This is a genomic window from Citrobacter sp. RHB36-C18 (assembly GCF_013814485.1).
GTDB classification, from domain to species: domain Bacteria; phylum Pseudomonadota; class Gammaproteobacteria; order Enterobacterales; family Enterobacteriaceae; genus Citrobacter; species Citrobacter braakii.
The window spans coordinates 1,887,662-1,911,953 of sequence record NZ_CP057125.1 but is presented as its reverse complement, the minus strand read 5'-3'; the positions used below and the strand labels follow the sequence as shown (position 1 = coordinate 1,911,953).

The following is a 24,292-nucleotide window of genomic DNA, read 5'->3' as shown; positions in this document are numbered from 1 at the left end:
ATTTAACCGGCCGAAATGGATAGCTGACAGGTTAACATAAATTAGCGCGGTTGACGTTGCGGCTGTACTGGCGACTAACGCAGCTTAAAGGGTTGAATCGCGTCAAGATCCAGCATTTCATATTCTCCTTTTAACTCCGCACTCAGCTTCGCCATGTACGTCAGTAAGAAGTCAGCATTATGTTGCGCCAAATGCCGACCGTGTTCAGTTTGCATCGTCATCGGCAGCGTCAACAATTTGGTCTGGAAGTGATCGAGTGCGTACTGTTTATCATCAAGGTTACGCTGTCGGGCAAACGGATCTTCCGCATCAAACAGCGCCACGCCTAACGCGCCGGACACGGCAAATACCCGTGCTAAACCAATTGCGCCCAACGCCTCAAGCCGGTCAGCATCCTGCACGATTTTGGCTTCAAGGGTTTCTGGTACGATTTTGGCGCTGAAACTGTGCGCCTCAATAGCATGGCACACGGCAGGTAATCGTTGTTGTGGGAAATCAGGAAAATCGCGCATCAAAACGCGACGCGTTTCCTGGGCTGCCAGTACCGACGAACGATGACGATCGGGATGATTCTTCGGCAAACTGACGAGATCGTGGAAGTAGCACGCCGCCAGCACCACCAGCCAGTCTACGGTCACATCCATGCTCAACTTTTGTGATGTCATCCAGACGCGACGAAAATGAAAGATGTCATGGGCAGCGTCGTGCCCGGAATGATTGTCACGTAACCAGGCTTCAAATTTCGACTGCCAGTACTGTAGTTCCATACTCTCGCTCTTCGCAGAAAGAAAACCACCTTAGCAACAATTCTCATGTCAGACTACCGTCGACGCTTTTTATCATCAATACATATTATTCACTTAATAAGCATCACTATAATGGATATATAAATCCATTATTCAAAACAAGCAGATCAATTATAATCCCGTATGCAAAATAAATAACAAATATCAATAATATACATTCAACAAGATAGAACAAAAGAAATCATAACTATATGATAAAAAATACATTTATATGGATTATATTAATTCAAATGCCATGCAATTTTAATTATATAAAAGCAACAATGAAACATCTTGAAATATCTTAAATATATTTGTTACATGTTATATTTAAAATTAAATGAACTTCATAGATAGTATTCAAATGTAGTCTTTCAGATAGCGCCACATATTCATTTTAATTATTATATAAAGGGAATACATAATGAAAAGAAAAGTACTGGCACTGCTTCTCCCTGCCTTATTAGCTGCAAGCGCAGCAAATGCGGCTGAAATTTATAATAAGAACGGCAATAAAATTGATTTTTACGGCAAGATGGTAGGCGAACGCATCTGGTCGAATACGGATAGCAGTAACAGTGAAAATGCTGACACCTCTTACGCCCGTTTTGGGGTGAAAGGTGAAACCCAGATCAGCAACGAGTTGACAGGTTTTGGTCAGTTTGAACACAACCTCGACGCCAGCAATGCGGAAGGATCTCAGGGGCAAAAAACCCGTCTGGCCTTCGCGGGCCTGAAATATGCGGATTACGGCTCATTTGATTATGGTCGTAACTATGGCGTAGCCTACGATGCGGCAGCCTACACCGATATGCTGGTTGAATGGGGTGGCGATTCCTGGTCTGCGACGGATAATTTCATGACCGGTCGTACCAACGGCGTGGCGACCTACCGCAACACAGACTTCTTCGGCATGGTTGAGGGTCTTAATTTCGCGCTGCAGTACCAGGGCAAAAATGACGATCGCGATCGCACTAAAGCAAATGGCGACGGCTACAGCATGTCGGTGGACTATAACGTGGATGGCTTTGGTGTCGTCGCGGTGTATGGTAAATCCGACCGTGCGGACAAACAATCCACTGATGGCTATGGCAGCAACGCTGAAGTCTGGTCTCTGGCAGCAAAATATGACGCCAACAGCGTTTATGCGGCAGCAATGTATGGCGAAACGCGTAATATGACCAGAACCGGAACCGGAACCGGAACCGATCCGGTTTTTGCAAACAAAACGCAAAACGTTGAAGCAGTCGTTCAATATCAGTTCGACTTTGGTCTGCGTCCATCCCTGGGTTACGTTTACTCGCAGGGTAAAGACCTGGCCGGCGGTGTTAACGCTGACCGCGTGAATTACGTCGAGCTCGGCACCTGGTACTACTTCAATAAAAATATGAACGTCTACACAGCGTATAAATTTAACCTGCTGGATAAAGAAGACGGCGCAATTACTGGCAACGCAGTTGATGATCAGTTTGCCATGGGTATTGTGTACCAGTTCTAATCTCCACAAACTCAAAAGCCCGCGCTGCGGGCTTTTTTTTGTTCAACGAAGAGTATTTTTTACCACACGGGCATTACAACGATAAACTTGTGAGGATACTCAAAGAAAAAGACATCCATGAGAACTGTCGTTGAAAGCAAGGCGTGCAAGTGCTTGAAATGACGCGTGAAGACTATCTCGCCCTGCTCTCTGAAGAAGCTGAACGCGACATTCCATACGATCCAGACCCATCGGACGTTTCAACGTGGCACCTGCCATCAAAGTTCTGCTGCTGAGTGAACGTGATGAACAACTGCACCTTGACCCTGTACTTTGGGGATACGCCCGAGGTGGTGGGATAAACCGCTGCTAATTAACGCACGGTCTGAAACAATGGCCGACAAAGGACTGGTAGATATTTACGACAGACAACCGTTGGTAGTGCTACCAGTGCTACCGGAAGCCGCGCGCGAATGGATGAAGCAGGATCTTGGAGGGAAAGAAGCAGCTGAAATTGCAGCTGACTGTGTCGTGCCGGCTGATAAATTTATATGGCACGCCGTAACGCGTGCCGTCGGAAATGTGAAAAATCAGGGTGCAGATTTAATTAAGCCTGTTACTTAACCCGGAGCAGGTCTTCATCGCGGGTGGTATATTGGGGTGACTGCATCTCTCTCTTTTCATTGCCCACTGTTGCTGGATACCCTGACCGGCGAAATAAAGTGCTCCCTTACTTCCTTTGCATTCATATGATCCAAAACCTCCATCAGCTTCTCGCTCCCCCTTGACATGAAAGAAAAAGCCTGCCTTTGACTTGTCGGTATTTTTACTGTCAGGCATGTTGCAAAACCTTCCCTTATCAAATACATTATTTGTAACAATAGTACAACAAACATCACAAAGTGGTAGGTATAACACAATCTGAATTTCGTCATGAAAGAGAAGGTCCACAAGAAAAACTAAACTCCTTTATTAAGGCATAGACACAGATCAAAATATCGTAGCTAAGCGTAAGTTAAAGTTACAAAAATAATTCAACAAAACATAATGTTACTTAAAGGAAATTTATGATTAAATACATTATCGCCTTAAAATTCGTAATATTCGGGCGTTCACAAGAACTATTCTATTATTGGAAGAGTGAGATTATAAGGAGACCGTATTTTTCAATCATAAGATTACTACGCGAGAAGAAATTAAGACACAGAAACTTCCTTTTTTGGTGGCGCCTAGCCAATGAAATGTACAAAAATGGTGGGAAATACCAAAAAAGAGCAGCAATAAAGCTGAATAACAAGATAATTGAGAGATTTGGCTGTGAAATAGGATTGGGTGCAAATATAGGCAAAGGCTTATTGATCCCGCACCATTCAGGCATCGTTATTCACGGCTCTGTTGACATTGGGGATAATTTTATTATCAGACAAAACTGCGTAATAGGACAAATAGACAAGGATTGCAAATCTTTAAGGTTAACAATTGGTAATAATGTTGACATAGGTGCAAATACATGCATCATTGGTCTTTCTGTGAAAATTGGTGACAATGTCAAAATTGGTGCAATGTCATTTATTAAATCTAATATTCCATCTAACTGCACCTACGTCACAGAAAAAAAATCACGAATTATAGTTTCCCCCTCCTCATAGAGGGGGTATTAATATTTGTTTAAACAAACGTTCAGATGTAAGCAGGAAAAAAACCAGATAGAAAACTGCTGTGTACTTTTCATGATCTCAAAGCCAAGGGAATATCTGATTACGAAGGCTCGAGTAAGGACAAGCAACTATTCTCAGGTCACAAAACTGAAAGCCAGGTTGTGGTTTATGACAGAAAAGTGAAAATTTCTCCCACACTGGATCTTCCAGTCTTGGGCAAATCAGAAGATGATGATGGCGAGTTTTATACCAAGTGAATATACCAACACTATACCAAGTGTGACATGAGTCGTTGAAAGGGAATGAGCTAAGTGCTTGAATAGTGGCGGAGAGAGGGGGATTTGAACCCCCGGTAGAGTTACCCCTACTCCGGTTTTCGAGACCGGTCCATTCAGCCGCTCTGGCATCTCTCCGTTTTGGCGGTTGCCATGATGCCAGGTAATTTGGCATTTTAACAGACCCAGTTCCGTCAATTTCGTTCAAGTGACGAGTTTGCGAGCAAAACGATGATTAAGTGGCCCTGGAAAGAACAAGAAGCAACCCGGAGTGACGATTGGCCGTGGGACGACGCCCTGGCTATTCCCCTTTTGGTGAATCTCACCGAACAAGAACAAGCCAGACTTATTGCTCTGGCCGAGCGCTTTTTACAACAAAAAAGATTAGTCGCTCTTCAGGGGTTTGAGCTGGACCCGCTAAAAAGTGCGCGCATTGCTCTGCTATTCTGTTTACCTGTTCTGGAAATGGGGATTGAGTGGCTCGACGGGTTTCATGAAGTTCTCATCTACCCTGCCCCATTTGTCGTAGACGATGAATGGGAAGACGATATTGGGCTGGTGCATAATCAACGCGTGGTACAGTCCGGGCAGAGTTGGCAACAAGGCCCGATAATCCTCAACTGGCTTGATATTCAGGATTCCTTTGATGCCTCCGGCTTTAATCTGATCATCCATGAAGTGGCGCACAAGCTTGATATGCGTAATGGCGATCGTGCCAGCGGTATTCCGGCGATTCCCCTGCGCGATATCGCCGGTTGGGAACACGACCTGCATGCTGCAATGAACAATATTCAGGATGAGATCGATCTGGTTGGAGAAACTGCGTGCAGTATAGATGCCTACGCAGCGACCGATCCTGCTGAATGCTTTGCCGTGCTATCCGAGTATTTTTTCAGTGCTCCTGAATTATTTGCTCCACGTTTTCCTGCCTTATGGCAGCGTTTCATCCAGTTTTATCGCCAGAACCCCATGGAGAGGTTACGCGATACCCGGGGAGACGACGATTATCGCTCACCAAACACGCATTAACACTGAATTTGAAGATTAATTAACCAATTGAAATGACGCGCTAATTTTACTGTTGACACCTCATGATGAGGTCAGTAATATGCGCCTCGTTCACACGATTCCTCTGTAGTTCAGTCGGTAGAACGGCGGACTGTTAATCCGTATGTCACTGGTTCGAGTCCAGTCAGAGGAGCCAAATTTAAGAAGCCCGCTTAAGGAAACTTAAGCGGGCTTTTTGCTTTTCACGTCTGTGTAAAAGCTGCCTCTATAAGCGCTCAGTCTGCCATAACTCCCCATTCCATGCCGCATCACATCGTTGATTAAAGTTGTGTAAATGTAAATCGTTTAAACTTTGCAATTATTGTAAGTGCTAGTGATTATCATTTATTGTACGCGAGCCAAAAGAACGAGCCCCGACTCGGTTCACTGTATGTTCCAATTACTCTGGGATAAAAACGATGAATGCTCTGACTCGCACCGGATTGCGCCGTATCACGCTTGCCTCTGCCCTCCTCTTCTCTGTCAGCCTGCCGGCTTTCGCTCAGGAAACGTTAACGCTTTACACCACCCGTGAACCGGGCCTGATCCAGCCTTTACTTGATAGCTGGACTAAAACCAGCGGTATCAAAGTAAGTACGGTCTATATCAAAGACGGTATGCTTGAGCGTGTTAAGGCTGAAGGCAAAAACTCCCCTGCCGACCTGCTGATGACCGTCGATGCCGGAAATCTCATCGATTTGGTTGAAGCTGGCGTCACCCAGCCGGTAGAGTCAGAAGCGCTGAAAGCCGCCATTCCGGCGAATCTGCGCGGCGCGGATAATCAGTGGTTTGCGCTTTCTATGCGCGCCCGCGTACTGTATGCCGAGAAGTCGCTGCCAATCGATAACTGGCATTACGAACAGCTCGCCAGCCCAGAATACAAAGGTAAAGTTTGTATTCGTTCCGGTCAGCACCCCTACAACACGGCGCTGATCGCCGCGATGATTGCCCATCATGGTGAAGCTAAAACTGAAGAATGGCTACGCGGCGTAAAGGCTAACCTGGCGCGTAAAGCCACCGGCGGCGATCGCGATGTTGCCCGCGATATCCTCGGTGGAATTTGTGATATTGGTCTGGCCAACTCCTATTATGTCGGCCATATGAAAAACGCCAAAGAAGGCAGCGATGCTCGTCAGTGGGGCGATGCCATTAAAGTCGTTAAACCAACCTTTGAAAATGGCGGTACGCACGTCAACATCAGCGGCGCTGCCGTTGCCCGCTATGCGCCAAATAAAGCCGATGCCGTTAAGCTGATGGAATATCTGGTTTCCGCGCCTGCCCAGCAGCAGTATGCGAAAGCGAACTTCGAATATCCGGTACTGAAAGGCGTAACGCTTGACCCGGTCATTAGCGCCACAATCGGTGAAATCGACGTCGATAAAACGCCGCTCACCGAGATCGTGAAGTATCGTAAACAAGCTAGTTTGCTGGTAGATAAAGTTGGATTCGATCAATAAATCGCTGCAGTTTCCGACGTTACGCGGCCTGGTTTCCGGGCCGCAGTCATTATTAACGCCGTTGCATCTTGGCGCATTGTGCGTCGCGCTTGGCGTCCTGACCCCCATCGTTGCGCTGATCTGGCAGGCCACCCAGGCTGATTTATCCCACTGGGATAATCTTATGACATTTGTACTGCCCTCAGCGCTAAAAAACACCGTGCTGTTGCTAGCGGGTGTCGCGATAATGGTTGGCGTCATTGGCGTAGGCAGCGCATGGGCGGTAACGGCATGGGATTTCCCTGGGAGAAAAGTTCTCAGTTGGGCGCTGCTGTTGCCGCTGGCAATGCCGACCTACATCGTTGCCTTCGCATGGCTCGATCTGCTGCATCCGATTGGCCCGTTGCAAACATTTATCCGTTTTATACTGGGCTTTGACAACCCGCGACAGTTCCGCCTGCCCGATTTACGTTCCCTTTCCGGCGCAATAATCCTGCTCGGATTAGTACTTTATCCTTACGTGTACCTGACAACCCGCGCCATGTTTATCAGCCAGCCGGCCCATCTATTGGAAGCAGCGCGTACGCTGGGTTGCAGCGCAACCGGGACCTTTTTTCGTGTTGCACTCCCCATGGCACGCCCGGCACTGGCCGTCGGGATCAGTCTGGCGCTGCTGGAGACGCTTAACGATATTGGCGCGTCGGAATTTCTCGGGGTACAAACGTTAACCGTTACCGTATACACCACGTGGATCTCTCGCTCTGATTTATCTGCCGCAGCGCAAATCGCCTGCATGATGCTGATGTTTATATTCTTTATTCTGACGCTGGAATTTTATGGCCGCAGAAAACAGGGATTCAGCAGCCGTAGCCTGCGGGAAATTCAACCCACCCGCGTGCAAGGCTGGCGTGGCTGGCTACTCGGTGTCGTTATTTCGCTGCCGGTTGTGCTGGGCTTTCTGGCCCCGGTGCTGTTTTTAATCTGGGAAAGCGCCAAACGTATAGGTGACGAGAGCCCTATATCCTCCTCATTACTGGCTGCATTACAAAATACGTTATCACTGGCCGCGGGAACCACGTTGGTGGTGGTTTGCGTCAGTATGTTGGTGGCCTGGAGCGCGCGGCATAGCGCCGCAGACAACGCGATGCCAGGATTTCGCCGTGGTGTAATGCGTCTGGCTTCTTTAGGCTACGCGGTTCCCGGTACAATTCTGGCGATTGGTTTTTTAACCCCCGCCATGGCAGTCGACCGCTGGCTGGCAGATTTACTGGATGTTCGCGGCCTGCCGCTGATGTCTGCCGGGATCCTGCTGGTAATTTGTTGTGCCATGCGTTTCCAGGCGATTGCTATCGGCGCACTGGATTCCGGCCTGGGCCGCATTCCTCCTTCGCTGGAGCAGGCTTCTCGTCTGTTGGGTGAGAATGGTGCGGGCACATTTGCACGGGTTCATTTCCCATTGCTGCGCCCGGCGTTAGTGAGTAGCGCCCTGCTGGTTTTTGCCGATGCCATGAAAGAACTGCCAACAACGTTGCTGTTGCGCCCGGTAAACTTCGAAACGCTGGCAACGTTGCTGTATGCAGAAGCCGCCCGTGGAACCTATGAAGAAGGTGCTATCGCCGCGCTAATGATTGTTTTAGCTGGCACGCTACCGGTTATTTTGTTGGTGCGTCACCAGATGACTCGCCGTGGTTAAGAGAGTAACAATGTCAGAAATTGCATTACGACTCCAGGATGTGCATGTTGCCTACGGCAACAGCCAGCAATCGGTGCTGAGCGGGTTTTCAATGTCGGTACGTAAAGGAGAGATCGCCTGTCTACTGGGCGCTTCAGGTTGCGGAAAAACCACAGTGTTACGCGCAGTTGCCGGATTTGAACGGCTGCGAAGCGGAGAGATCTATGTGTCGCAGCGCCGCGTTGCCGGTTCCGGTGTTCATCTGCCGCCGGAAAAACGGCATGTCGGCATGGTCTTTCAGGAATATGCGTTATTCCCTCACCTGACCGCGCAACAAAACGTGGCCTTTGGGTTACGACGTATGCCGCGTGAGCAGCAGCAGGTCCGGGTGGCGGAGCTGTTAAAAATGGTGGAGTTGCACAGTCATGCCAGCCGTTATCCGCATGAACTGTCCGGCGGTCAACAGCAGCGTATCGCTCTTGCGCGCGCGCTGGCGCCGCATCCGGAAATCCTGCTGCTCGATGAGCCTTTCTCCAGCCTTGATAAGCGCACGCGTGAGCGTCTTGGCAACGAGGTACGGGATATTTTGCGTGCCGCCGGGCAAACGGCACTGCTGGTTACACACAGCGAACACGAGGCACAGCTAATGGCAGACCATATTGGCGTGGTAAAAATGGGACAGTATCAAATTAAAAAAGCGACCCACCCAGACTAAAGGTCACAGGGTCGCCTTGAAAATTAGTAATGGGTCTGAATCAGACTGATATTCACCGGCATGCCGGAGCGTCTTTCCAGTGCCTGATTTCCGCGACTCATATCCACGTCATTCCCGCTGATGAAGGTGCGCAGCGCGGGGGTGACTGGCAAGGGAACTTTTCTGTCAGACTCGTATTCCGACCGGTTTCGTGACAGTGGTTCATGCACTTCCACCCAGCGACTACCGTCCGGCTCTACGCTGTATTTCACCGGTCGGTCTATCAGTTGCACACGCGTCCCTACCGGTACGGTATCAAACAGATATTTAATGTCGTCATTACGTAAACGGATGCACCCCTGACTTACCCGCAGACCAATACCGAAATTCGCATTTGTGCCATGAATGGCATAAAGCCTGCCGATATAAATCGCATACAGTCCCATCGGGTTATCAGGCCCGGCAGGAACAAACGCCGGCAGGCTTTCCCCACGTGCTGCGTATTCGCGCCGGGTATTCGGCGTAGGCGTCCAGCTTGGTGCTTCCTGCTTACGTTCTACCGCCGTCACCCAGTTACGCGGCGTTTCTCTACCCGCCTGGCCAATGCCAATGGGTAAAACCTCAACCGTATTGCTGCCAGCGGGATAATAGTAAAGGCGCATTTCTGCGACGTTGATTACGATCCCCTCGCGTACAGTATCCGGTAATATCAGTTGCTGTGGCACAACCAGCGTAGAGCCAGACTTAGGCAGAAAAACATCCACGCCGGGATTGGCCTCCAGCATATTGCTCAACCCCTGTCCGTACTGCGCGGCAAAAGCTTCCAACGGCTGAGTGTTTCCTGAAGGTACCGTAATGGTCAAAGGGCTCCCCACCAGGCGACTGCCTTCAGGCGGGAGCGGATAACTCACCGCCTGCGCGCTCTGACTCACGAGCAGCATAATGAGTGAACAAAGCAGTTTTACACGACGCATCTTTTTCCTTTCCTTCGCCGCAGCAGATATCCGTTAATTATAGCTTTTATTATCTGTTTTAGTGGGTTACGCCTAAAATCCGCATAAAAAAACCCGCCATAAGGCGGGGTCAGGAACTCACGTAACTATGCTTCCTTACCATCCGGAAGCACAATGTTGCTGGCGGCAAGCTGCCCCATGTTGTTGTACATTGCACAGGCGGCTTCAACAATCGGCATCGCCAGCGCGGCCCCGCTGCCTTCGCCCAAACGCATCCCCATATTGAGATACGGCTCCAGTTCAAGATGCGCCAGCGCGGTGCGAGCCCCCTTCTCGGCGGAGAAATGTGACGGGATCAGGTAAGGTTTAATCTGCGGCGCAATCTGGCAGGCCGCCAGCGCGGCGGAATAAGAGAGAAAACCGTCCAGCACGACCGGCAGGCCGCAGGAGGCCGCCCCCAACATCACCCCCGCCATGCCGACCAGATCAAACCCGCCTACCTTAGCCAGCACATCGATACCGTCATTACGATCCGGTTGATTGACGGCAATTGCTCGCCGCACAACATCGACTTTATTGCCTACTCTTGAAAGCGGCAGGTTAGCGCCGATGCCTACTACATCCTCGGCATCGCTGCCGGTCAGCACGCTGACGATTGCCGCCGCTGGTGTCGTATTTGCCATACCAAGTTCACCGACCCCAAACAGCGTTACGCCATCTTTGGCCAGCTCATGGGTATAGCGAATAACCTCCAGCAGCAGCTCCTCGGCCTGCGAACGACTCATCGCCGGGCCTTGTGCAATATTGCCGCAGCCGCGCGCCACACGCATATTCACCACGCCAGGGATAAGCTCAGCATCGATGCCGACATCAATCACATGTACCTTTGCCCCCGCCTGAGCGGCCAGCACACAAACGCCTGTCGTCCCACGCGTCATATTAGCAGCCTGAATAGCCGTGACGATTTTAGGCGAAACGGCAACCCCTTCATCCCATACACCGTGATCGGCGCACATCACCAGCATCGCTTTGCCATTCACATGCGGTACGCCCTTCAGACCCGGCATTCCGGCCAGTTGCACGGCGAGCGACTCGAGTCGACCAAGACTTCCTGGCGGTTTAAGCAAGCCATCGACATGCTGCTGTGCACGCAGCATCGCAGCACTATCAGGTGAAGGGATTGCGTGGAGTAAAGAGGTTAAAGTCTGCATAAGGGTTCCAGTATGTTGGCTGACTCAGAGCAGAGCCAGCAGGAAAATCAACTCGCCAAGTTCAATGGCTGCGCCCAGCGTATCGCCGGTCTGCCCACCCAACGTGCGTTTTAATAACTGCCCAAGAATAAAAATCGCCACTATCGTGATAACCAGCGCCGCCACGCCGCGCATGCCAGGAAGAAGCACGGCAGCCAGGATCGCCGCAAATCCCAACGTGACGCAGGTTTGACGCCCGGTGACTTTACCGATAAAGACGTTGCCCAGCCCTTCTTCGCGAGCGTAGCGATGTCGATACATCAGCAAAACAGCGGTACCCCGCCCGGCGACACAAGCGGCTGCAAGCGCCGCCAGCATCGGCGTGCCCCGCAAAGCCAGTTCGCTCACCACCAGCACTTTTGCCAGCAACACGAAAATTAACGCCAGTCCACCGTGAGTCCCTAGGCGGCTGTCACGCATGATTTCCAGCATCCGCTCGCGTCGACGGGCCGAAAAAATACCGTCACAAGTATCCGCCAGACCGTCGAGATGAAATCCCCCGGTCAATAACGCCAGCGTGAGGACTGCAAACAGGGCCGCCAACGGCACCCCACACCAGGGCTGCAGCGCCATAAACACCAGCCCCGTCAGCCCTCCCAGCACCATGCCAATTAGCGGGAACATCACAATGCCACGTGAATAGTGCTCGAAATCCAGTCCTTGCGACCAGCGAGCAGGAACGGGCAAGCGACTAATAAAAGAGAGCATTGCCCAGAACAACTTACTCATTTAATTTTGACTCCAATTCCTGATACCACCAGCCAGACCTCATCAGCCGCCGCCGCCAGTCGCTGGTTCACGCGTCCTGCAATATCGCGAAAATGCCGTGCCAGACGGTTCTCCGGAACAATCCCCATTCCGACTTCGTTAGTGACCAGCACAACCCTGGCCGGACAGCGCTGACAGGCCGCAATCAGCGAACGAATTTCATCCTCAATAGATTGCTCCATCGCCGCGTAATCCCAGCTATCCGGGTCGCTGTCACCGCCCAGCGCAAACAGCAGGTTAGTCACCATCGTGGTGATGCACTCCAGCAGAATGGCTTCTTGTGGATCGTTTGCTGCCGTAATCAGTTCATCGAGATGTTGCCAGCGTTCGGCTGTACGCCAGTGCGCAGGACGTCCGTCACGATGATGCTGAATTCGCGCAGCCATCTCCTCATCAAAAATCTGCGAAGTCGCGATATACAAAACGTTTGGAGAGTCTGCGATCAGCGCTTCCGCATGCCGACTCTTGCCGCTTCGCGCGCCGCCAGTCACCAGAATCATCATACTGGCTCCCGGTGTTGCTGCATGATGGTATAAATTTTCTCAATATCGATGTGTTGCCGCATCGCATCCGCCAGCAGATCAAACTGCTGCGATTTATATTGCGCGTAATGGAAGGTGGAATCCAGCGGCGCTAACCCTTTACGTTCTCGCAGGCCATTAACCAGCGCACGGGTAAATTCATCGCTGTCGAACAGACCGTGAAGATAGGTGCCGAACGCCAGGCCATCGGCAGTGACCGCGCCATCAGCCACGTTGCCACCGTCTTTACGCAGCGTCATCACCGACCGGCATTCCTCGGTTAATGCCGTTTCGCCCATATGAATTTCATAACCGCGAACGGATAATCCCGCGGTACCCGCCAGCCAGTCCGGCAGCGAGGAGGACATTTGTCCCTCAACCAGGGTCGTGGTTTTGTGCTGGGCAAAATGCGTTACGGTATTGAGCAAGCCCAGCCCCGGCAACGTACCGAGTCCTGACTCAACTTCATCAATGATGGTTTCGCCGAGCATTTGATAGCCACCGCAAATCCCCACCACGGGTACGTGATTACGATGTAATTGCACCACGCCATGCGCCATCCCGCTTTCACGCAGCCACACCAGATCGCCCAGGGTGTTTTTGCTGCCGGGCAGAATCACCAGATCGGCCCCCGCCAACTCTTCAGGCTGGCGAACATAGCGCACGCGCACATCCGGCTGTGCGGCAAGCGCATTGAAATCAGTAAAGTTAGAAATGTGTGGTATCTGAACAACGGCGATATCGATGTCGCGTTTGTCTGTGCGCAAATATTTGCCCTTTTGCAGCGCAACGCCATCTTCATCTTCCAGATCAACGTCCAGCCATGGCATGACGCCCAGGACCGGAACGCCGGTCAGCGCTTCAATTTGCTCAATCCCGGAATACAGCAACGCCACATCACCGCGAAACTTATTGATGATCACCCCTTTTACCCTGGCGCGTTCATGGTCGTGCAGTAGCGCCAGCGTGCCGTAAATGGAGGCAAACACCCCGCCGCGGTCGATATCCGCCACCAGAACGACAGGGCACTGCGCCATTTCAGCCATCCCCATATTGACGATATCGCGATCGCGCAGGTTAATCTCAGCCGGGCTTCCCGCCCCTTCCAGTACCAGCACATCGAACTCCTGCGCCAGACTGTTATAAACAGACAGGATTTGATCCCGTAGTTTCGGTTTGTACTCGTGGTAGCTCACCGCATCCATATCGGTAGCCACTTTGCCCATCAGCACAACCTGCGCTTTACGATCGCTGGTCGGCTTAAGCAGCACCGGATTCATACGCACATCTGGCGTAATACCGGCGGCCTCAGCCTGAAAAATTTGCGCGCGGCCCATCTCTTTGCCCTCTGGCGTAATGCCAGAGTTCAGCGCCATGTTCTGCGATTTGAACGGTGCGGTACGCAGTCCATCCTGATAAAAAATTCGACACAGACCGGCGACCAACACGCTTTTACCTACATCAGATGCCGTTCCCTGCAACATTATTGCCTGCGTCATGACGCCTCCTTCAGTGCGTTCTCTCGCATACAGCTAAAAAATTCAGCCTCTGTTTTACACAGCGGGAAGCCCAGCTCGGTATGCAGCTTCACCAGCCAGGGCTGAGTTAATCCCGCTTGTTCAATAAGATCCGTCCGGGCAAACACATCACCCGGCGAGCCGTGCGTTAGCACTTCACCCCGGCGTAAAACGTACACTGCATCGCTGACTTCATAGATAAGATCGATATCATGGCTGGAGATAACCACGTGGTTTCCTTGCGCTACGATGCGTTTGATTATCTCAATCATCTGCGTGCGACCCGATGGATCAAGGCCCGCAGTAGGTTCATCCAGTAGCAAATACTGCGCCTGCAACACCAACGCCCCGGCAATCGCCACACGTTTTTTCTGCCCGTGACTTAAACACTGAATTGGTTGATGGCGAAAATGCTGGGCATCAACCAGCGTGAGCGCATCATCCACCCGGCGGGAGATTTCAGCTTCATCCACCCCAAGGTTGCGCAGGCTGAAGGCAATATCGCTGTCGATATCGGTATAAAAAATTTGCTGGTCGGGATCCTGAAATACGGTTGCCACCTGCTGACGCAGCGCCAGTAGGCCGCGCTTGCTGTAATCCAGCGGTTTGCCTTGCCACATCACCGCGCCTTCCTGCGGGCGCAGTAAACCACTCAGGTTCATAAACAGCGTGGATTTCCCGCAGCCATTAGCACCGACCAGCCCGGTGACGGCATGCGTTGAAAAGTCCAGCGTTAGCCCTTTGAGGATCGGGTCATCCTGATAGCGAAACCAAAGCGCTGAAGTGGCAAGCATACTTTTCCTTACAGGTGAAAATCACCCTGATACAGTTTGATATCCAGTGTGGTGGTCATTTGCTGGTAGCGGATCAACACGCGGGTAAACAGCAATCCCACCAGCATCGCCAGCGAGCGATAGCCCAACGGCAAGCTACGATAACCAAAACGTAGCGTTTGTGCGCGATGAATAGCCAGCGCCTCGTCTAACAGGATAAAAATAAAGCGCCAGGTTAGCAGGATCTGCTCAGTGAGCAGGCGAGGAACGTGCGCGCGTTTGAGTAAGATAATTAATTGCGGAAACGGCAGATTCAGGACCAGCCAGAACGTCGCCGCCAGCGCAGCCAGGCTGCGCCAGAAGGTTTCATTGGCGGTGACAAGCCCTGGCGCGCTAACACCTAACCAATAGCTTCCAACGGGGATGCTGGCCAGCAGCGTCTGCGGATCGCGGCTAAAACTAAACAGAATGGTCACGACGCCGACCGTCAGAAAACCAAACGGTAATGCCATCCAGCGACACCAGCGCCAGAAGGAAATGCGCAGCAGCCAGCAGCTCAGCGCGGCAATCAGTAACAGCTCAATACCCTGCCCCAACGGGGGCAGAGTAAACGCCAGAATCATCATCATCAGCCAGAGCAGAAATTTCCGCACGGGTGAGACATGAAACCAGCGACTTTGATAGCTAAGCCTGTCAAGCCCGGTCATCACGGCGTTGCCTGCCCTTGGTGTAACCCAGAATGTAGAAAATCACTGCTGCGCCCAGCGATCCCTGAAGCGTAAACAGCAGGCTTTCAATCTCACCGCTTGCCGGTTCATACAAGGGCTGGAACCACGGCTCATAATGTGGGGCAATTGCCTGAATCTGACTCTCCGCCTCACCGTCTGAGCCGCCGTACTCTCCACCATGGTTGATAAAGAACGGCAGGATCACCAGCGCCACTACCATCCCTAACAAAATCAGCGTCTTTTTCATCGTTAATGTCCTTGAGCGGTAATCAACTGCCGTTTGGTTAACTGGTCATAAATCATTACGGTGAGCAGACCTTCCGCTATCGCAATTGGGATCTGCGTCAGGCAGAAAATCCCCATGAACTTGATGATTGAACCCGTAGCACCGGCGGATGGGTCCGGGAACGCCACGCCCAGTTGCACCGAGGTCACGAAATAGGTGACGAGATCCGCCAGCATCGCGCACAGGAAGACGCAAACATCACGACGCAACCCCGCACGGCAGGCCATTTTCCACACCATGTAACCCACCACCGGGCCAATCACCGCCATCGACATGCCGTTAGCGCCAAGCGTTGTCAAACCACCGTGCGCCAGTAACAGCGCCTGGAACAGCAGGACGATTGCCCCGAGGATTGCCACCACGCCCGGTCCAAACAGGATAACCGCCAGGCCTACCCCGGTAGGGTGCGAGCAACTTCCGGTAACAGAAGGAATTTTCAGCGCCGACAGCACAAAAATAAACGCGCCGCACAGAGCCAGTAACACTTTTTGGTGACTATCTTCCTGCACGATTTGGCGCAGCCGCACCAGCCCGTACCACAGGCACGGCAAAAACAGCAGCCACCAGGCCAGCGCCCACATCGGCGGCAAGAAACCTTCCATTATGTGCATGGCGAACGCTTGTTCAGGAACAACCATCAGTAATAGCGCCGCAGCCAACCCGCTGAAAGACAGCTGTTTTAGCTGTTGTTCAAGCTTCATTGTGCATACTCCCAATGTTTATTGACCAGAATGGTCGAGAAATAAGGCAGCGGCTGATCGTCGCTCACCTCATCGAGATGACGCCAGCACTGTTCACCCGGCAGCGTGGCTTCAGACATCATCAATGCACAGCCCAACAAACCCTCTTGTTGCAGCAGCGCTTTGATGCGCGCAAAACGACCGTATACCTTCATCAGCACCAGACTGTCATGCTGCTTTAACGCCTGCTGGATTTCCGCTTCCGGCGCGGTACAGGAGACCACGGCCAGTGACTGTTGCTCCATGGCGAGCGGCGTTTTTGAGCGCGCTGCAATCGCAGCAAAAGAGGTCACGCCCGGGACGATTTCTAACCAGTCAGGACAGCCAATACGCTGGAGTAAAAAAACCCAGGTGCTGAACAGCATGGCGTCGCCGAGAGTAATAAAGCCCACCTGCTTACCCGCTTCGACTTCCTGAACCAGCGCGGCCGCAACGTCATCCCATACCGCCTCTTTTTCAGCGCTGTCAGCACTCATAGGAAAATGGCAGCAGCGAACTTCGGTCTGCTCGCCGATATATTCACGTACGATCGACAGCGCCAGACTGTCGCCACCTTTACGCCCGGCGGGCGCATAGAGAATATCCAGCGTACCCAGCGTGCGTGCGGCCCGCACGGTGATAAGATCGGAAGCGCCAGGCCCGGTGCTTAATGCGTACAGTTTTCCGCTCATGCTGCTTCCTCCAGCGCCACATTAAGCGCCTGTTGTAAATGCGCCACGAACATAGCGCGAACCGCCGGATTCTCACCCAGACCACTGAGCCACGGCGTAGCCGGTATCCCGGCCGCATTGAACAATGTTTTCCACGAATCCTCTTCGTCAGAGGCCATATCATTGATGGCATGATCGCCAGCAACTAACATCAGCGGCATCAGATGCACCGCCGTCACCCCTTCCTGAGACAAACTTTCAATCAGCACATCGACTTCCGGGTAGCTTTCCACCGCCCCAACCCGCGCCGGGTAGCGCTGTGCCGTCATCATATGGTCGAGGCAGGCATAGGCGGCAAAGGCATGATGGCTGGCACCGTGTCCCATAAACACCACTTTTTCATTTTCGCCAAGCACCGGCATCTGCTGTTGCAGCGCCAGCATCAACTGGGCGTAATCGTCATGGCTGCTCAGCAGCGGAACACCCAGCGTCAGGCGAGAAAAAAGCGGGCGCATGCTTTGCACTTCGCGGACAATTTTTTCGTATTCATCACCGTTGATAATGTGCAACGACTGAATAGCCACGTCCTGATACCCCTGCTCCGCCAGCTTTTGCAGCGCCTGCAGCGGCGTGTTGATCTCAATGCCGTCGCGCTGCTTGAGCTTGCGGATAATCATCCCGGAGGTAAACGCCCGGAACAGGTCGCGGTCAGGGCAACTGGCTGCGAGATCGCGCTCGCAAGCCACAATATTTTTCTCACAGGTGTCGTGATAGCTGGTGCCAAAGCTGACCACCAGAAGCGCCTTTTTCATCTCTAACTCCTTAAGCAGCGGCCAGCCAGCGCGTTAAACGCGCCCCAAAGGCGGCCTGACTTTCCAGTAACTCTTCTCCCGTCACCAACGGTGCCGGACGTGTAATCACGATGCAGGGGATACCAGCATCCAGACAGGGTTGAACTTTTTCCTGATAACCACCTTCCGCACCGGATGCCTTAGTGATCACCACATCAGCCTGACACTGGCGATAAAACGCAGCGTTGAACTCGGCGCTAAACGGCCCGCACAATGCAAAAATCTCACCGACGCCAAATCCCAGGTCCGCGCATTGCTGAATAACCTCGGGTACAGGCAGGACGCGCGCCAGCAGCGTTTTTTCAGGCAACCCTTCGCGCCAGATAGCCAGATCTTTACTGCCGGTCGTCAGCAGCACGCGGTCACCGAAGCGGCGCGCAACCTCGCAGGCTTGCTGAATACTCTGTACGATATAAAGCTGCGGGTGGGTTAAACCGCTCAACTGCTCAGGACGCTGATAGCGGCTCAGCAGTACCCCCGCCGCTTCGCAGGCGTTCATGATGTTGCGGCTCACCACCTCGGCATACGGATGCGAGGCGTCTATCACCCAGCGCGTCCGATTTTCCTGTAGCCAGGCAATCATTTGTTCGCGCTCCAGACGCCCGCAGCGCACCTGACCTTTGATATCTCCCGCCAGCTGCTTCCCCGTTGGAGTCGCAACTGACAGGGTGTAGGCCACATTGGCTGCGTCCAGTTGCTGGCACAGCATGCGCGCATCGCTGGTACCGCCCATGACCAACACATCTCCATAATTCACAGCACATAACCTCGTGGCGTGATCATCAGGCCGTCCTGAACATAGGTTGTTTTGTTGCCAACGATCACAAGGCTGGTCATATCAACCGGTTCAAAGTCCATTTCACCCAGGGTGGTCAACCATTTTTCCTGTTTTTTACGTCCGGCTGACTTCACAATACCCACCGGCGTTTGCGCGCTCTTGCTGGCAGAAAGCAGCTCAAATGCGCGCGCCAGATGTCCTTCGCGACCCCGACTGCGCGGGTTGTAGAAACAGATTACAAAGTCTGCTTCGCCGGCAGCCACTATGCGTTTTTCGATAACTGGCCACGGTGTTAACAGATCGCTCAAGCTGATGTGGCAGAAGTCGTGCATCAACGGCGCGCCCAGCAAAGAGGCGGCGGCAATGCTGGCCGTCATTCCTGGGATCAGCCTGACCTCAACGTCCAGCTTTTGCTTGCTGACAAGCTCAAGCACCAGCCCGGCCATACCGTAAATCCCTGCATCACCGCTGCTGATCAGCGCCACATTGTGACCTGCCTGCGCCAGTTCGATCGCCGCCTGGCAGCGTTCAATCTCTTTGCACATCCCGGTTTTGATCACCTGCTTGTCGCCAGTGAACGCTTTTACCAGGTGGGTGTAGGTTTTATAGCCAACGATGATTTCCGCTGCCTGCAATGCTTCAACGGCTTCCATGGTCATCATTGCCTGCGAGCCAGGGCCAATTCCAATTACGCTTAACATCAGTGTGAAACTCCCAAAGTGATAGTGACGCCCTGTTCTCGCAGGGTCTCGCCTAACAGTTTTCCGTGGCTCAGCAGCCAGGCTGCAGGACCGGAAACGCTTCCTGTACCCACCGTTTTGCGAACAAACGATGAGGCCGGGAAACGGTGTTCATGCTCACGCAGCGCGTCAGCAGTAAAGGTTTCGAAAGGAACGCGACAGCACGAAGCCAGTTGGATAAGTCCCTGTTCATCTTTTTTCAGCGTGATACTGCCAATCGCTTTTAGCGCCAGCGGATCGAGCTGCTGGGCTTCGAGTTGCCTGGCAAGCAGCGCGGCCAGCAACGGGAACGGCGTGTCACGACGACAACCAATTCCGGCCACAACACGTTGTGGCACCAGCTTCCAGTGCGGAACAGGCAGATCGGGCAAATTGGTGCGTAAGGTGATACACACCAGCGCATCCAGTTCAGGAAGCTGATTGAGATCGGTTACCGTGATAAATCCGCGCCGGTCGCAATGACTGACATCCTGCGTCAGTTCATCATCCCACCACAGCCCTACCCGCTTATTACTGACCAGCATCTGATTAACGATCTTCACCGCCGAACGGAAATCACTCATCCGGGCATTCAGTTGAAATGCCAGCGTATCCAGTGCCGCCATATCGTTGACATCCGTCGCAGTGGTGATCACCGGATCGGCGCCCAACATGCCCGCCAGATACCGCGCCAGCGCATTGGCACCGCCCGCGTGACCGGAGAGCAGGCTGATGACATGCTGGGCGCGTTCATCAATGACCACCACCGCCGGATCGCAAAATTTGTCGTTGACCAGCGGGGCCAGCACGCGCACCGCAATGCCGGTCGCACCGATAAAAATCAGCGCCGAGTAATTCGCAAACGCTTCGCGGGCGGTATTCGCAAAGCCGTTTTCGAAAGGAATGAATCCCTCCTCCAGCAGCTTTTCACTGGTAAAACAGGTGACCGGCAGCATGGCCGCCAGACGTTTTGCCAGCGTAACGCCTCCCGGGGTCAGGCAAAAAAGCGCAATTGACTCAGGCTTTACGGTATTCATGGCTAAAGTCCGCCGCATAGAGTTTGGAGTAGTGATACTCCGAGCCCAGGAAATTACCGACCAGAATAAGGGCCGTTTTACGGATGCCCGCATCACGAACCTTGTCGCCAATATCCGCCAGAGTACCGCGCACAGTCTGGCTTTCCGGCCAGGTTGCCTTGTAGATCACCGCCACGGGCGTGGTCGCCGGATAACCGCCTTCAATCAAACGCTCGGCCACACGATGAATACGCTGAACGGACAGATAAATCGCCATAGATGTCTGGTGACTGGCAAATGACTCCAGCTGTTCGCGCTCCGGCACCGGCGTGCGTCCTTCCAGGCGGGTAATGATCAGGCTCTGTGAGACCTCAGGCACGGTATACTCAACGCCCAGCTCCGCCGCCGCACCAAGGAATGCGCTGACGCCGGGCACCACCTGCCAGTCAATCCCGCGTTTGGTCAGTTCCTCGCCCTGCTCGCGCACGGAACCGTACAGCGAAACATCGCCGGTTTGCAGACGCACCACGGTCTTACCCGCTTTCACTCCGGCTTCCATCAGATCAAGGATCTGCTCCAGATGCAGTTCAGCGCTGTCGTGGCATTCAGCACCAGCAGGACAATATTCCAGCAGTTCGGTGTTAATCAGCGATCCGGCGTAGATAACAACCTGCGCCTGCTGTAGCAACCGGTAACCTTTGAGGGTAATCAGCTCGCGATCGCCAGGACCTGCGCCAACAAACCACACGCTACGGGGATCAAAAATCTCAGACATGGTTTCCTTCCTTCTGACAGGCGATAACAAATACGGGGTTATTCGGTTTGAAATAGTGACCACTGCCAAGCGTGGTAAGCGAGGAAACCTGTAGCTGCAGGCAATCCACTCCCGGTACGCCAAGATGGTCCAGATGTGCCAGCGCGGTGTTGAGGTTTTCCTGGAGGATGAATGTCATCACCAGCCGCCCTGCGGGATGCAATTGACGCATTGACCAGTCAATCAGTTCAGTCAAATGGCCACCGCTGCCGCCCATGAAAATAGCATCGGCTTTTTCAGCGATGGTCATCGGCGCAACACCGGGAAAAATATCGATGTTTGCACAGGCAAAATGCTGGCGGTTTTCATCCAGCAACCTGAGCGCCGCCGGGTTACGCTCGATTGCCGTCACGCGCAATCCAGGGTATTGCAGCGCGGCTTCTATCGACACGCTGCCGGTTCCCGCGCCAATATCAATCAGGTGACTGGCGCGGTGTAATTCAAGTTTTGAGAGGGCAAGTGCACGTACCGCTTCTTTGGTCATCGGCACTTTCTCTCCACGTAAAAACAGCTCATCTTTCATCAAGGATCACCACTGCATTCATGTCATAGTCGGCGTTAACTTCGTTCACAGGCAGGAAATGGATCCGTTCGTTTTCCATTGCCAGGTTTTCGCCAATCACCATCCAGCGATGTCCCTTGCCTCGTGCAATGAGCTGCTGCGCAATTTCACGCGGGCCGCACTGCGCATCTGTCACCATCGCCACCTTGTTATGTCGCGCCAGTTCATCGAAACAGACGCTGCGACCATGGCTACTGGTCAGCCACATATCGTTCATATCAATACCGGACTGCGCACACAGGTACTGCACCGCGCTAATACCGGGAATAATGCGCACATTTTCAATACCGAAATGCGCCACCATGCGCGTCCCGATGCCGTAAAACAGCGGATCGCCAGATGCCAGCACCACAACGCGTTGCTCCTGGTGCGCGCAAATCCAGTTCAAAAGTTCGAGAATATTGGCGCCGAGAACAAACTGTTCACCGGTAAAATCCGGGAATTGCTGCAAATGCCGCTTTCCACCGACCAGAACATCAGCCGTTGCGACCGCTTCACGCGCCGCAGGCGTCATCAAATGCAAACCGGCTGGCCCCATCCCTACAACGGTTAACATTGCATCTCCTCAGCAATCTCTGCGACCGGGCGATTACTTCCAAGCACCTGATTATCAAAAGAGAACATGATGGCGTCACAGGTCGGGGGATTTTTGGTAAAGCGCAACGTTTGCAGGACGCGCATACAGATGCGCTTAGCCAGATGGTTGTAAATGTGCTGAAAACCGTATGCTTCTATGTGTTCCATCGCCGCCTCGGTGGTATCGCAGTCGCTGACCAGCGTGAGCAGTTCCAGCGGCGCACCCAGTAACGCGAGGTGGGCCACCAGCGTTTCCATGCGAGCATCGGCAATATGGCTGTGGGTATGAAAGATCCCCGCCGCAATTTTGACGAGCTTACCAGGGTGTCCCACCAGCACAATTTGTCGGAACCCCAGACGTACGGCTTCTTCAATCATGTAGCCGACAAAATTGCTCATAGTGACCACAACCTGGGTGTCGATCCCCATCTGCTCACGCACAAAACGTTCGCCGTGGTTTCCTGGCACCAGTACGACACGCTCCAGCCCCGCCGCTCGCTTAATTTCCAGTTCCAGCGACAGTGAACGTTTCCAGCTTTCTTCTGACATCGGCGTGACGATCCCAGTCGTACCAATGATCGAAATGCCGCCCAGAATGCCAAGGCGGGAGTTGTAGGTTTTTTGTGCCCGCTCTTCGCCTTCCGGCGCGAAAATTTCAATTTGCGCCCCACGATTCGGACCAATCGCCTCACGAACCGCAGACTCAATGGTCTGGCGAGGTGTGCGATTAATCGCCGAACTGCCCACCGGCAGGCCGATCCCTTTGCGGGTTACCGTGCCGACGCCTTCCCCGCCCTGAAGGGTTATCTCTTTGCTATCGTTTAACGTCACGCGGGCAAAAATCAGCATGCCGTGGGTGGCATCCACATCATCGCCACCGTCTTTGCGGATGGCGGCTATCGCCTGCTGTCCTTCGATATGCGGTGACTCTACGTTCAGACACAGCGTCACACCTGATGGCGTCACGATAGAAACCTGATGGATCAGGTGCTGGCGCAATACCATCAGCGCCGCCACTTTTGCCGCCGCCGTCGCGCACGATCCCGTGGTATATCCTTTACGCAGCGCTTTACCGTTGTGCCACACAGGCGTATCGAAGGACTCGCTCATCGCGCCCCCTGCATGTGATAAAGCATGGCGTTGACGATCGCGGCGGCGACGTTACTTCCCCCTTTACGACCTAACGCAGCAATGGCGGGCAGATTGCTTTGGGTCAGTGCATCTTTCGACTCTTCTGCACCGACGAACCCAACCGGTACGCCAACTACGCCACTCACGGCCACATCATGCTCAAGCAGGCGGAACAGCGCTGTCGGCGCGTTGCCAAACACAAACAGCTTTTCACCCTCTTCCTTCACCGCAATGTCAACGGCCGCCATTGACCGGGTAATGCCCTGCTCTTTTGCCGTCCGCACGACCCGCGGGTCGCTGATGTAGCAGCGGCATTCGCCACCGAATTTTGCCAGCAGCGTTTTATTAATCCCGGAAAGGGCCATAGTGGTATCGGTATAAATCACGCTCGAACGGCTAAGCGCCGCACAGAACTGCTCCAGCACATCACTGGAAAACCACAGAATGTCCAGCCAGTCGAAATCCGCTGTCGTGTGAATAACCCGCTTGATAATGGCTTCATGTAACGGGCTGGCAAACTGATAGTCCGGGCGGGTTTCACGGATGATCTCGCCAATAATGTCGAAACTTTTGGCCTCAATCGCCTGGGGTTGCTGGATATATTGCATTGTGTTG

Annotated in this window: 26 protein-coding genes, 2 tRNA genes and 3 pseudogenes; 9 read left to right on the top strand and 22 right to left on the bottom strand. The window is 53.0% G+C overall.

Translation table 11 applies throughout. The features are described 5' to 3' along the window. Positions 1 to 74: 74 nt before the first annotated feature. A complete protein-coding gene (locus HVZ52_RS08985; protein ID WP_181599155.1) occupies positions 75 to 767 on the bottom strand; it encodes a phosphohydrolase in 693 nt (230 codons plus the stop codon). A gap of 442 nt (positions 768 to 1,209) precedes the next feature. Between HVZ52_RS08985 and HVZ52_RS08980 the strand changes: the two genes are divergently transcribed. Beyond that, positions 1,210 to 2,283 (top strand): porin, encoded by a 1,074-nt coding sequence (locus tag HVZ52_RS08980; RefSeq protein ID WP_181599154.1) that lies wholly within the window; start codon positions 1,210 to 1,212, stop codon positions 2,281 to 2,283. A 158-nt stretch (positions 2,284 to 2,441) separates the two neighbouring features. Next, positions 2,442 to 2,886, top strand: a pseudogene (locus HVZ52_RS08975) (SOS response-associated peptidase family protein). On the opposite strand, the pseudogene HVZ52_RS08970 reads toward HVZ52_RS08975, so the two are convergent. Then, positions 2,879 to 3,044 (bottom strand): annotated as a pseudogene (locus HVZ52_RS08970) (DUF4113 domain-containing protein); the annotation flags it as partial. The pseudogenes HVZ52_RS08975 and HVZ52_RS08970 overlap by 8 nt on opposite strands. Before the next feature lie 285 nt (positions 3,045 to 3,329). Here HVZ52_RS08970 and HVZ52_RS08965 point away from each other — a divergent pair. Both HVZ52_RS08965 and HVZ52_RS08960 read left to right on the top strand, forming a co-directional pair. Then, positions 3,330 to 3,911 carry a serine O-acetyltransferase gene (locus HVZ52_RS08965; protein ID WP_047416060.1) on the top strand — a complete coding sequence of 194 codons (582 nt, stop codon included), beginning with the start codon at positions 3,330 to 3,332 and terminating at the stop codon, positions 3,909 to 3,911. 74 nt (positions 3,912 to 3,985) lie between these two features. Then, positions 3,986 to 4,177, top strand: a pseudogene (locus tag HVZ52_RS08960) (hypothetical protein); the annotation flags it as partial. 66 nt (positions 4,178 to 4,243) lie between these two features. Here the strand turns inward: HVZ52_RS08960 and HVZ52_RS08955 are convergent. Continuing rightward, a tRNA-Ser gene (locus tag HVZ52_RS08955) sits at positions 4,244 to 4,333 on the bottom strand. Between the two features lie 93 nt (positions 4,334 to 4,426). On the opposite strand from HVZ52_RS08955, the gene mtfA reads away from it, so the two are divergent. The 5 genes from mtfA (at position 4,427) to HVZ52_RS08930 (ending at position 9,065) form a co-directional block, all read left to right on the top strand. After that, a complete protein-coding gene (gene mtfA, locus HVZ52_RS08950) occupies positions 4,427 to 5,224 on the top strand; it encodes a DgsA anti-repressor MtfA (protein WP_047357950.1) in 798 nt (265 codons plus the stop codon). Positions 5,225 to 5,323: 99 nt separating this feature from the next. After that, a tRNA-Asn gene (locus HVZ52_RS08945) sits at positions 5,324 to 5,399 on the top strand. Positions 5,400 to 5,661: 262 nt separating this feature from the next. After that, a complete protein-coding gene (locus HVZ52_RS08940) occupies positions 5,662 to 6,699 on the top strand; it encodes an extracellular solute-binding protein (RefSeq protein ID WP_047499042.1) in 1,038 nt (345 codons plus the stop codon). Further along, the gene (locus HVZ52_RS08935) at positions 6,683 to 8,371 is read left to right on the top strand and encodes an iron ABC transporter permease (protein WP_181599153.1); all 1,689 of its coding nucleotides are present in this window, start codon (positions 6,683 to 6,685) and stop codon (positions 8,369 to 8,371) included. The genes HVZ52_RS08940 and HVZ52_RS08935 overlap by 17 nt, the downstream gene beginning before the upstream one ends. Before the next feature lie 10 nt (positions 8,372 to 8,381). Continuing rightward, positions 8,382 to 9,065 (top strand): ABC transporter ATP-binding protein, encoded by a 684-nt coding sequence (locus HVZ52_RS08930; RefSeq protein ID WP_131346268.1) that lies wholly within the window; start codon positions 8,382 to 8,384, stop codon positions 9,063 to 9,065. A 23-nt stretch (positions 9,066 to 9,088) separates the two neighbouring features. Here HVZ52_RS08930 and ldtA read toward each other — a convergent pair whose 3' ends face one another. The 19 genes from ldtA to HVZ52_RS08835 all read right to left on the bottom strand — a co-directional run bounded on the left by ldtA (position 9,089) and on the right by HVZ52_RS08835 (position 24,285). Beyond that, positions 9,089 to 10,018, bottom strand: coding sequence for a L,D-transpeptidase (gene ldtA, locus HVZ52_RS08925; RefSeq protein WP_016153509.1), 930 nt, complete (start codon positions 10,016 to 10,018; stop codon positions 9,089 to 9,091). Positions 10,019 to 10,143: 125 nt separating this feature from the next. After that, complete coding sequence (gene cobT, locus HVZ52_RS08920) at positions 10,144 to 11,208, bottom strand: nicotinate-nucleotide--dimethylbenzimidazole phosphoribosyltransferase (RefSeq protein WP_016156857.1); 1,065 nt, start codon at positions 11,206 to 11,208, stop codon at positions 10,144 to 10,146. A gap of 24 nt (positions 11,209 to 11,232) precedes the next feature. Further along, positions 11,233 to 11,976: an adenosylcobinamide-GDP ribazoletransferase gene (gene cobS / locus HVZ52_RS08915; protein WP_181599152.1), complete on the bottom strand. Its 744-nt coding sequence runs from the start codon at positions 11,974 to 11,976 to the stop codon at positions 11,233 to 11,235. After that, entirely contained in the window at positions 11,973 to 12,518 is a 546-nt protein-coding gene (cobU, locus tag HVZ52_RS08910) for a bifunctional adenosylcobinamide kinase/adenosylcobinamide-phosphate guanylyltransferase (RefSeq protein WP_016153512.1), read from the bottom strand. The genes cobS and cobU overlap by 4 nt, the downstream gene beginning before the upstream one ends. After that, positions 12,515 to 14,035 (bottom strand): cobyric acid synthase, encoded by a 1,521-nt coding sequence (locus tag HVZ52_RS08905; protein ID WP_016153513.1) that lies wholly within the window; start codon positions 14,033 to 14,035, stop codon positions 12,515 to 12,517. The genes cobU and HVZ52_RS08905 overlap by 4 nt, the downstream gene beginning before the upstream one ends. After that, a complete protein-coding gene (locus HVZ52_RS08900; RefSeq protein ID WP_046275697.1) occupies positions 14,032 to 14,847 on the bottom strand; it encodes an energy-coupling factor ABC transporter ATP-binding protein in 816 nt (271 codons plus the stop codon). The genes HVZ52_RS08905 and HVZ52_RS08900 overlap by 4 nt, the downstream gene beginning before the upstream one ends. Before the next feature lie 8 nt (positions 14,848 to 14,855). After that, complete coding sequence (locus tag HVZ52_RS08895; RefSeq protein ID WP_016156861.1) at positions 14,856 to 15,533, bottom strand: energy-coupling factor ABC transporter transmembrane protein; 678 nt, start codon at positions 15,531 to 15,533, stop codon at positions 14,856 to 14,858. After that, a complete protein-coding gene (locus HVZ52_RS08890; RefSeq protein WP_006683999.1) occupies positions 15,520 to 15,801 on the bottom strand; it encodes an energy-coupling factor ABC transporter substrate-binding protein in 282 nt (93 codons plus the stop codon). The genes HVZ52_RS08895 and HVZ52_RS08890 overlap by 14 nt, the downstream gene beginning before the upstream one ends. A gap of 2 nt (positions 15,802 to 15,803) precedes the next feature. Further along, positions 15,804 to 16,541: a cobalt ECF transporter S component CbiM gene (gene cbiM, locus HVZ52_RS08885; RefSeq protein WP_016153516.1), complete on the bottom strand. Its 738-nt coding sequence runs from the start codon at positions 16,539 to 16,541 to the stop codon at positions 15,804 to 15,806. Continuing rightward, positions 16,538 to 17,251: a cobalt-factor II C(20)-methyltransferase gene (locus tag HVZ52_RS08880; protein WP_181599151.1), complete on the bottom strand. Its 714-nt coding sequence runs from the start codon at positions 17,249 to 17,251 to the stop codon at positions 16,538 to 16,540. Before HVZ52_RS08880 ends, cbiM begins: the two co-directional genes overlap by 4 nt. Beyond that, positions 17,248 to 18,042 carry a sirohydrochlorin cobaltochelatase gene (locus tag HVZ52_RS08875; RefSeq protein ID WP_181599150.1) on the bottom strand — a complete coding sequence of 265 codons (795 nt, stop codon included), beginning with the start codon at positions 18,040 to 18,042 and terminating at the stop codon, positions 17,248 to 17,250. The genes HVZ52_RS08880 and HVZ52_RS08875 overlap by 4 nt, the downstream gene beginning before the upstream one ends. 10 nt (positions 18,043 to 18,052) lie before the next feature. Next, positions 18,053 to 18,838, bottom strand: coding sequence for a cobalt-precorrin-6A reductase (locus HVZ52_RS08870; RefSeq protein ID WP_181599149.1), 786 nt, complete (start codon positions 18,836 to 18,838; stop codon positions 18,053 to 18,055). Continuing rightward, the gene (locus HVZ52_RS08865) at positions 18,835 to 19,560 is read right to left on the bottom strand and encodes a precorrin-3B C(17)-methyltransferase (RefSeq protein WP_003030278.1); all 726 of its coding nucleotides are present in this window, start codon (positions 19,558 to 19,560) and stop codon (positions 18,835 to 18,837) included. The genes HVZ52_RS08870 and HVZ52_RS08865 overlap by 4 nt, the downstream gene beginning before the upstream one ends. Continuing rightward, complete coding sequence (cbiG, locus tag HVZ52_RS08860) at positions 19,560 to 20,615, bottom strand: cobalt-precorrin 5A hydrolase (protein ID WP_016153520.1); 1,056 nt, start codon at positions 20,613 to 20,615, stop codon at positions 19,560 to 19,562. The genes HVZ52_RS08865 and cbiG overlap by 1 nt, the downstream gene beginning before the upstream one ends. Further along, on the bottom strand, positions 20,596 to 21,369 hold the full coding sequence (locus tag HVZ52_RS08855; RefSeq protein ID WP_003030275.1) for a cobalt-precorrin-4 methyltransferase: 774 nt from the start codon (positions 21,367 to 21,369) through the stop codon (positions 20,596 to 20,598). Before HVZ52_RS08855 ends, cbiG begins: the two co-directional genes overlap by 20 nt. Further along, entirely contained in the window at positions 21,362 to 21,931 is a 570-nt protein-coding gene (locus tag HVZ52_RS08850) for a decarboxylating cobalt-precorrin-6B (C(15))-methyltransferase (protein WP_016153521.1), read from the bottom strand. The genes HVZ52_RS08855 and HVZ52_RS08850 overlap by 8 nt, the downstream gene beginning before the upstream one ends. Beyond that, the gene (locus HVZ52_RS08845; protein ID WP_019077093.1) at positions 21,921 to 22,526 is read right to left on the bottom strand and encodes a cobalt-precorrin-7 (C(5))-methyltransferase; all 606 of its coding nucleotides are present in this window, start codon (positions 22,524 to 22,526) and stop codon (positions 21,921 to 21,923) included. The genes HVZ52_RS08850 and HVZ52_RS08845 overlap by 11 nt, the downstream gene beginning before the upstream one ends. Next, on the bottom strand, positions 22,520 to 23,656 hold the full coding sequence (gene cbiD, locus HVZ52_RS08840; protein ID WP_016153523.1) for a cobalt-precorrin-5B (C(1))-methyltransferase CbiD: 1,137 nt from the start codon (positions 23,654 to 23,656) through the stop codon (positions 22,520 to 22,522). Before cbiD ends, HVZ52_RS08845 begins: the two co-directional genes overlap by 7 nt. Then, positions 23,653 to 24,285 carry a cobalt-precorrin-8 methylmutase gene (locus tag HVZ52_RS08835; protein ID WP_008785140.1) on the bottom strand — a complete coding sequence of 211 codons (633 nt, stop codon included), beginning with the start codon at positions 24,283 to 24,285 and terminating at the stop codon, positions 23,653 to 23,655. The genes cbiD and HVZ52_RS08835 overlap by 4 nt, the downstream gene beginning before the upstream one ends. Positions 24,286 to 24,292 lie beyond the last annotated feature (7 nt).

Bases quoted from the DNA above. Each gene is read 5' to 3' on its own strand.
- HVZ52_RS08985 (WP_181599155.1), bottom strand. From the start codon at position 767: ATGGAACTACAGTACTGGCAGTCGAAATTTGAAGCCTGGTTACGTGAC.
- HVZ52_RS08980 (WP_181599154.1), top strand. From the start codon at position 1,210: ATGAAAAGAAAAGTACTGGCACTGCTTCTCCCTGCCTTATTAGCTGCA.
- HVZ52_RS08965 (WP_047416060.1), top strand. From the start codon at position 3,330: ATGATTAAATACATTATCGCCTTAAAATTCGTAATATTCGGGCGTTCA.
- mtfA (WP_047357950.1), top strand. From the start codon at position 4,427: ATGATTAAGTGGCCCTGGAAAGAACAAGAAGCAACCCGGAGTGACGAT.
- HVZ52_RS08940 (WP_047499042.1), top strand. From the start codon at position 5,662: ATGAATGCTCTGACTCGCACCGGATTGCGCCGTATCACGCTTGCCTCT.
- HVZ52_RS08930 (WP_131346268.1), top strand. From the start codon at position 8,382: ATGTCAGAAATTGCATTACGACTCCAGGATGTGCATGTTGCCTACGGC.
- ldtA (WP_016153509.1), bottom strand. From the start codon at position 10,018: ATGCGTCGTGTAAAACTGCTTTGTTCACTCATTATGCTGCTCGTGAGT.
- cobT (WP_016156857.1), bottom strand. From the start codon at position 11,208: ATGCAGACTTTAACCTCTTTACTCCACGCAATCCCTTCACCTGATAGT.
- cobS (WP_181599152.1), bottom strand. From the start codon at position 11,976: ATGAGTAAGTTGTTCTGGGCAATGCTCTCTTTTATTAGTCGCTTGCCC.
- cobU (WP_016153512.1), bottom strand. From the start codon at position 12,518: ATGATGATTCTGGTGACTGGCGGCGCGCGAAGCGGCAAGAGTCGGCAT.
- HVZ52_RS08905 (WP_016153513.1), bottom strand. From the start codon at position 14,035: ATGACGCAGGCAATAATGTTGCAGGGAACGGCATCTGATGTAGGTAAA.
- HVZ52_RS08900 (WP_046275697.1), bottom strand. From the start codon at position 14,847: ATGCTTGCCACTTCAGCGCTTTGGTTTCGCTATCAGGATGACCCGATC.
- HVZ52_RS08895 (WP_016156861.1), bottom strand. From the start codon at position 15,533: ATGACCGGGCTTGACAGGCTTAGCTATCAAAGTCGCTGGTTTCATGTC.
- HVZ52_RS08890 (WP_006683999.1), bottom strand. From the start codon at position 15,801: ATGAAAAAGACGCTGATTTTGTTAGGGATGGTAGTGGCGCTGGTGATC.
- cbiM (WP_016153516.1), bottom strand. From the start codon at position 16,541: ATGAAGCTTGAACAACAGCTAAAACAGCTGTCTTTCAGCGGGTTGGCT.
- HVZ52_RS08880 (WP_181599151.1), bottom strand. From the start codon at position 17,251: ATGAGCGGAAAACTGTACGCATTAAGCACCGGGCCTGGCGCTTCCGAT.
- HVZ52_RS08875 (WP_181599150.1), bottom strand. From the start codon at position 18,042: ATGAAAAAGGCGCTTCTGGTGGTCAGCTTTGGCACCAGCTATCACGAC.
- HVZ52_RS08865 (WP_003030278.1), bottom strand. From the start codon at position 19,560: ATGTTAAGCGTAATTGGAATTGGCCCTGGCTCGCAGGCAATGATGACC.
- cbiG (WP_016153520.1), bottom strand. From the start codon at position 20,615: ATGAATACCGTAAAGCCTGAGTCAATTGCGCTTTTTTGCCTGACCCCG.
- HVZ52_RS08855 (WP_003030275.1), bottom strand. From the start codon at position 21,369: ATGTCTGAGATTTTTGATCCCCGTAGCGTGTGGTTTGTTGGCGCAGGT.
- HVZ52_RS08850 (WP_016153521.1), bottom strand. From the start codon at position 21,931: ATGAAAGATGAGCTGTTTTTACGTGGAGAGAAAGTGCCGATGACCAAA.
- HVZ52_RS08845 (WP_019077093.1), bottom strand. From the start codon at position 22,526: ATGTTAACCGTTGTAGGGATGGGGCCAGCCGGTTTGCATTTGATGACG.
- cbiD (WP_016153523.1), bottom strand. From the start codon at position 23,656: ATGAGCGAGTCCTTCGATACGCCTGTGTGGCACAACGGTAAAGCGCTG.
- HVZ52_RS08835 (WP_008785140.1), bottom strand. From the start codon at position 24,285: ATGCAATATATCCAGCAACCCCAGGCGATTGAGGCCAAAAGTTTCGAC.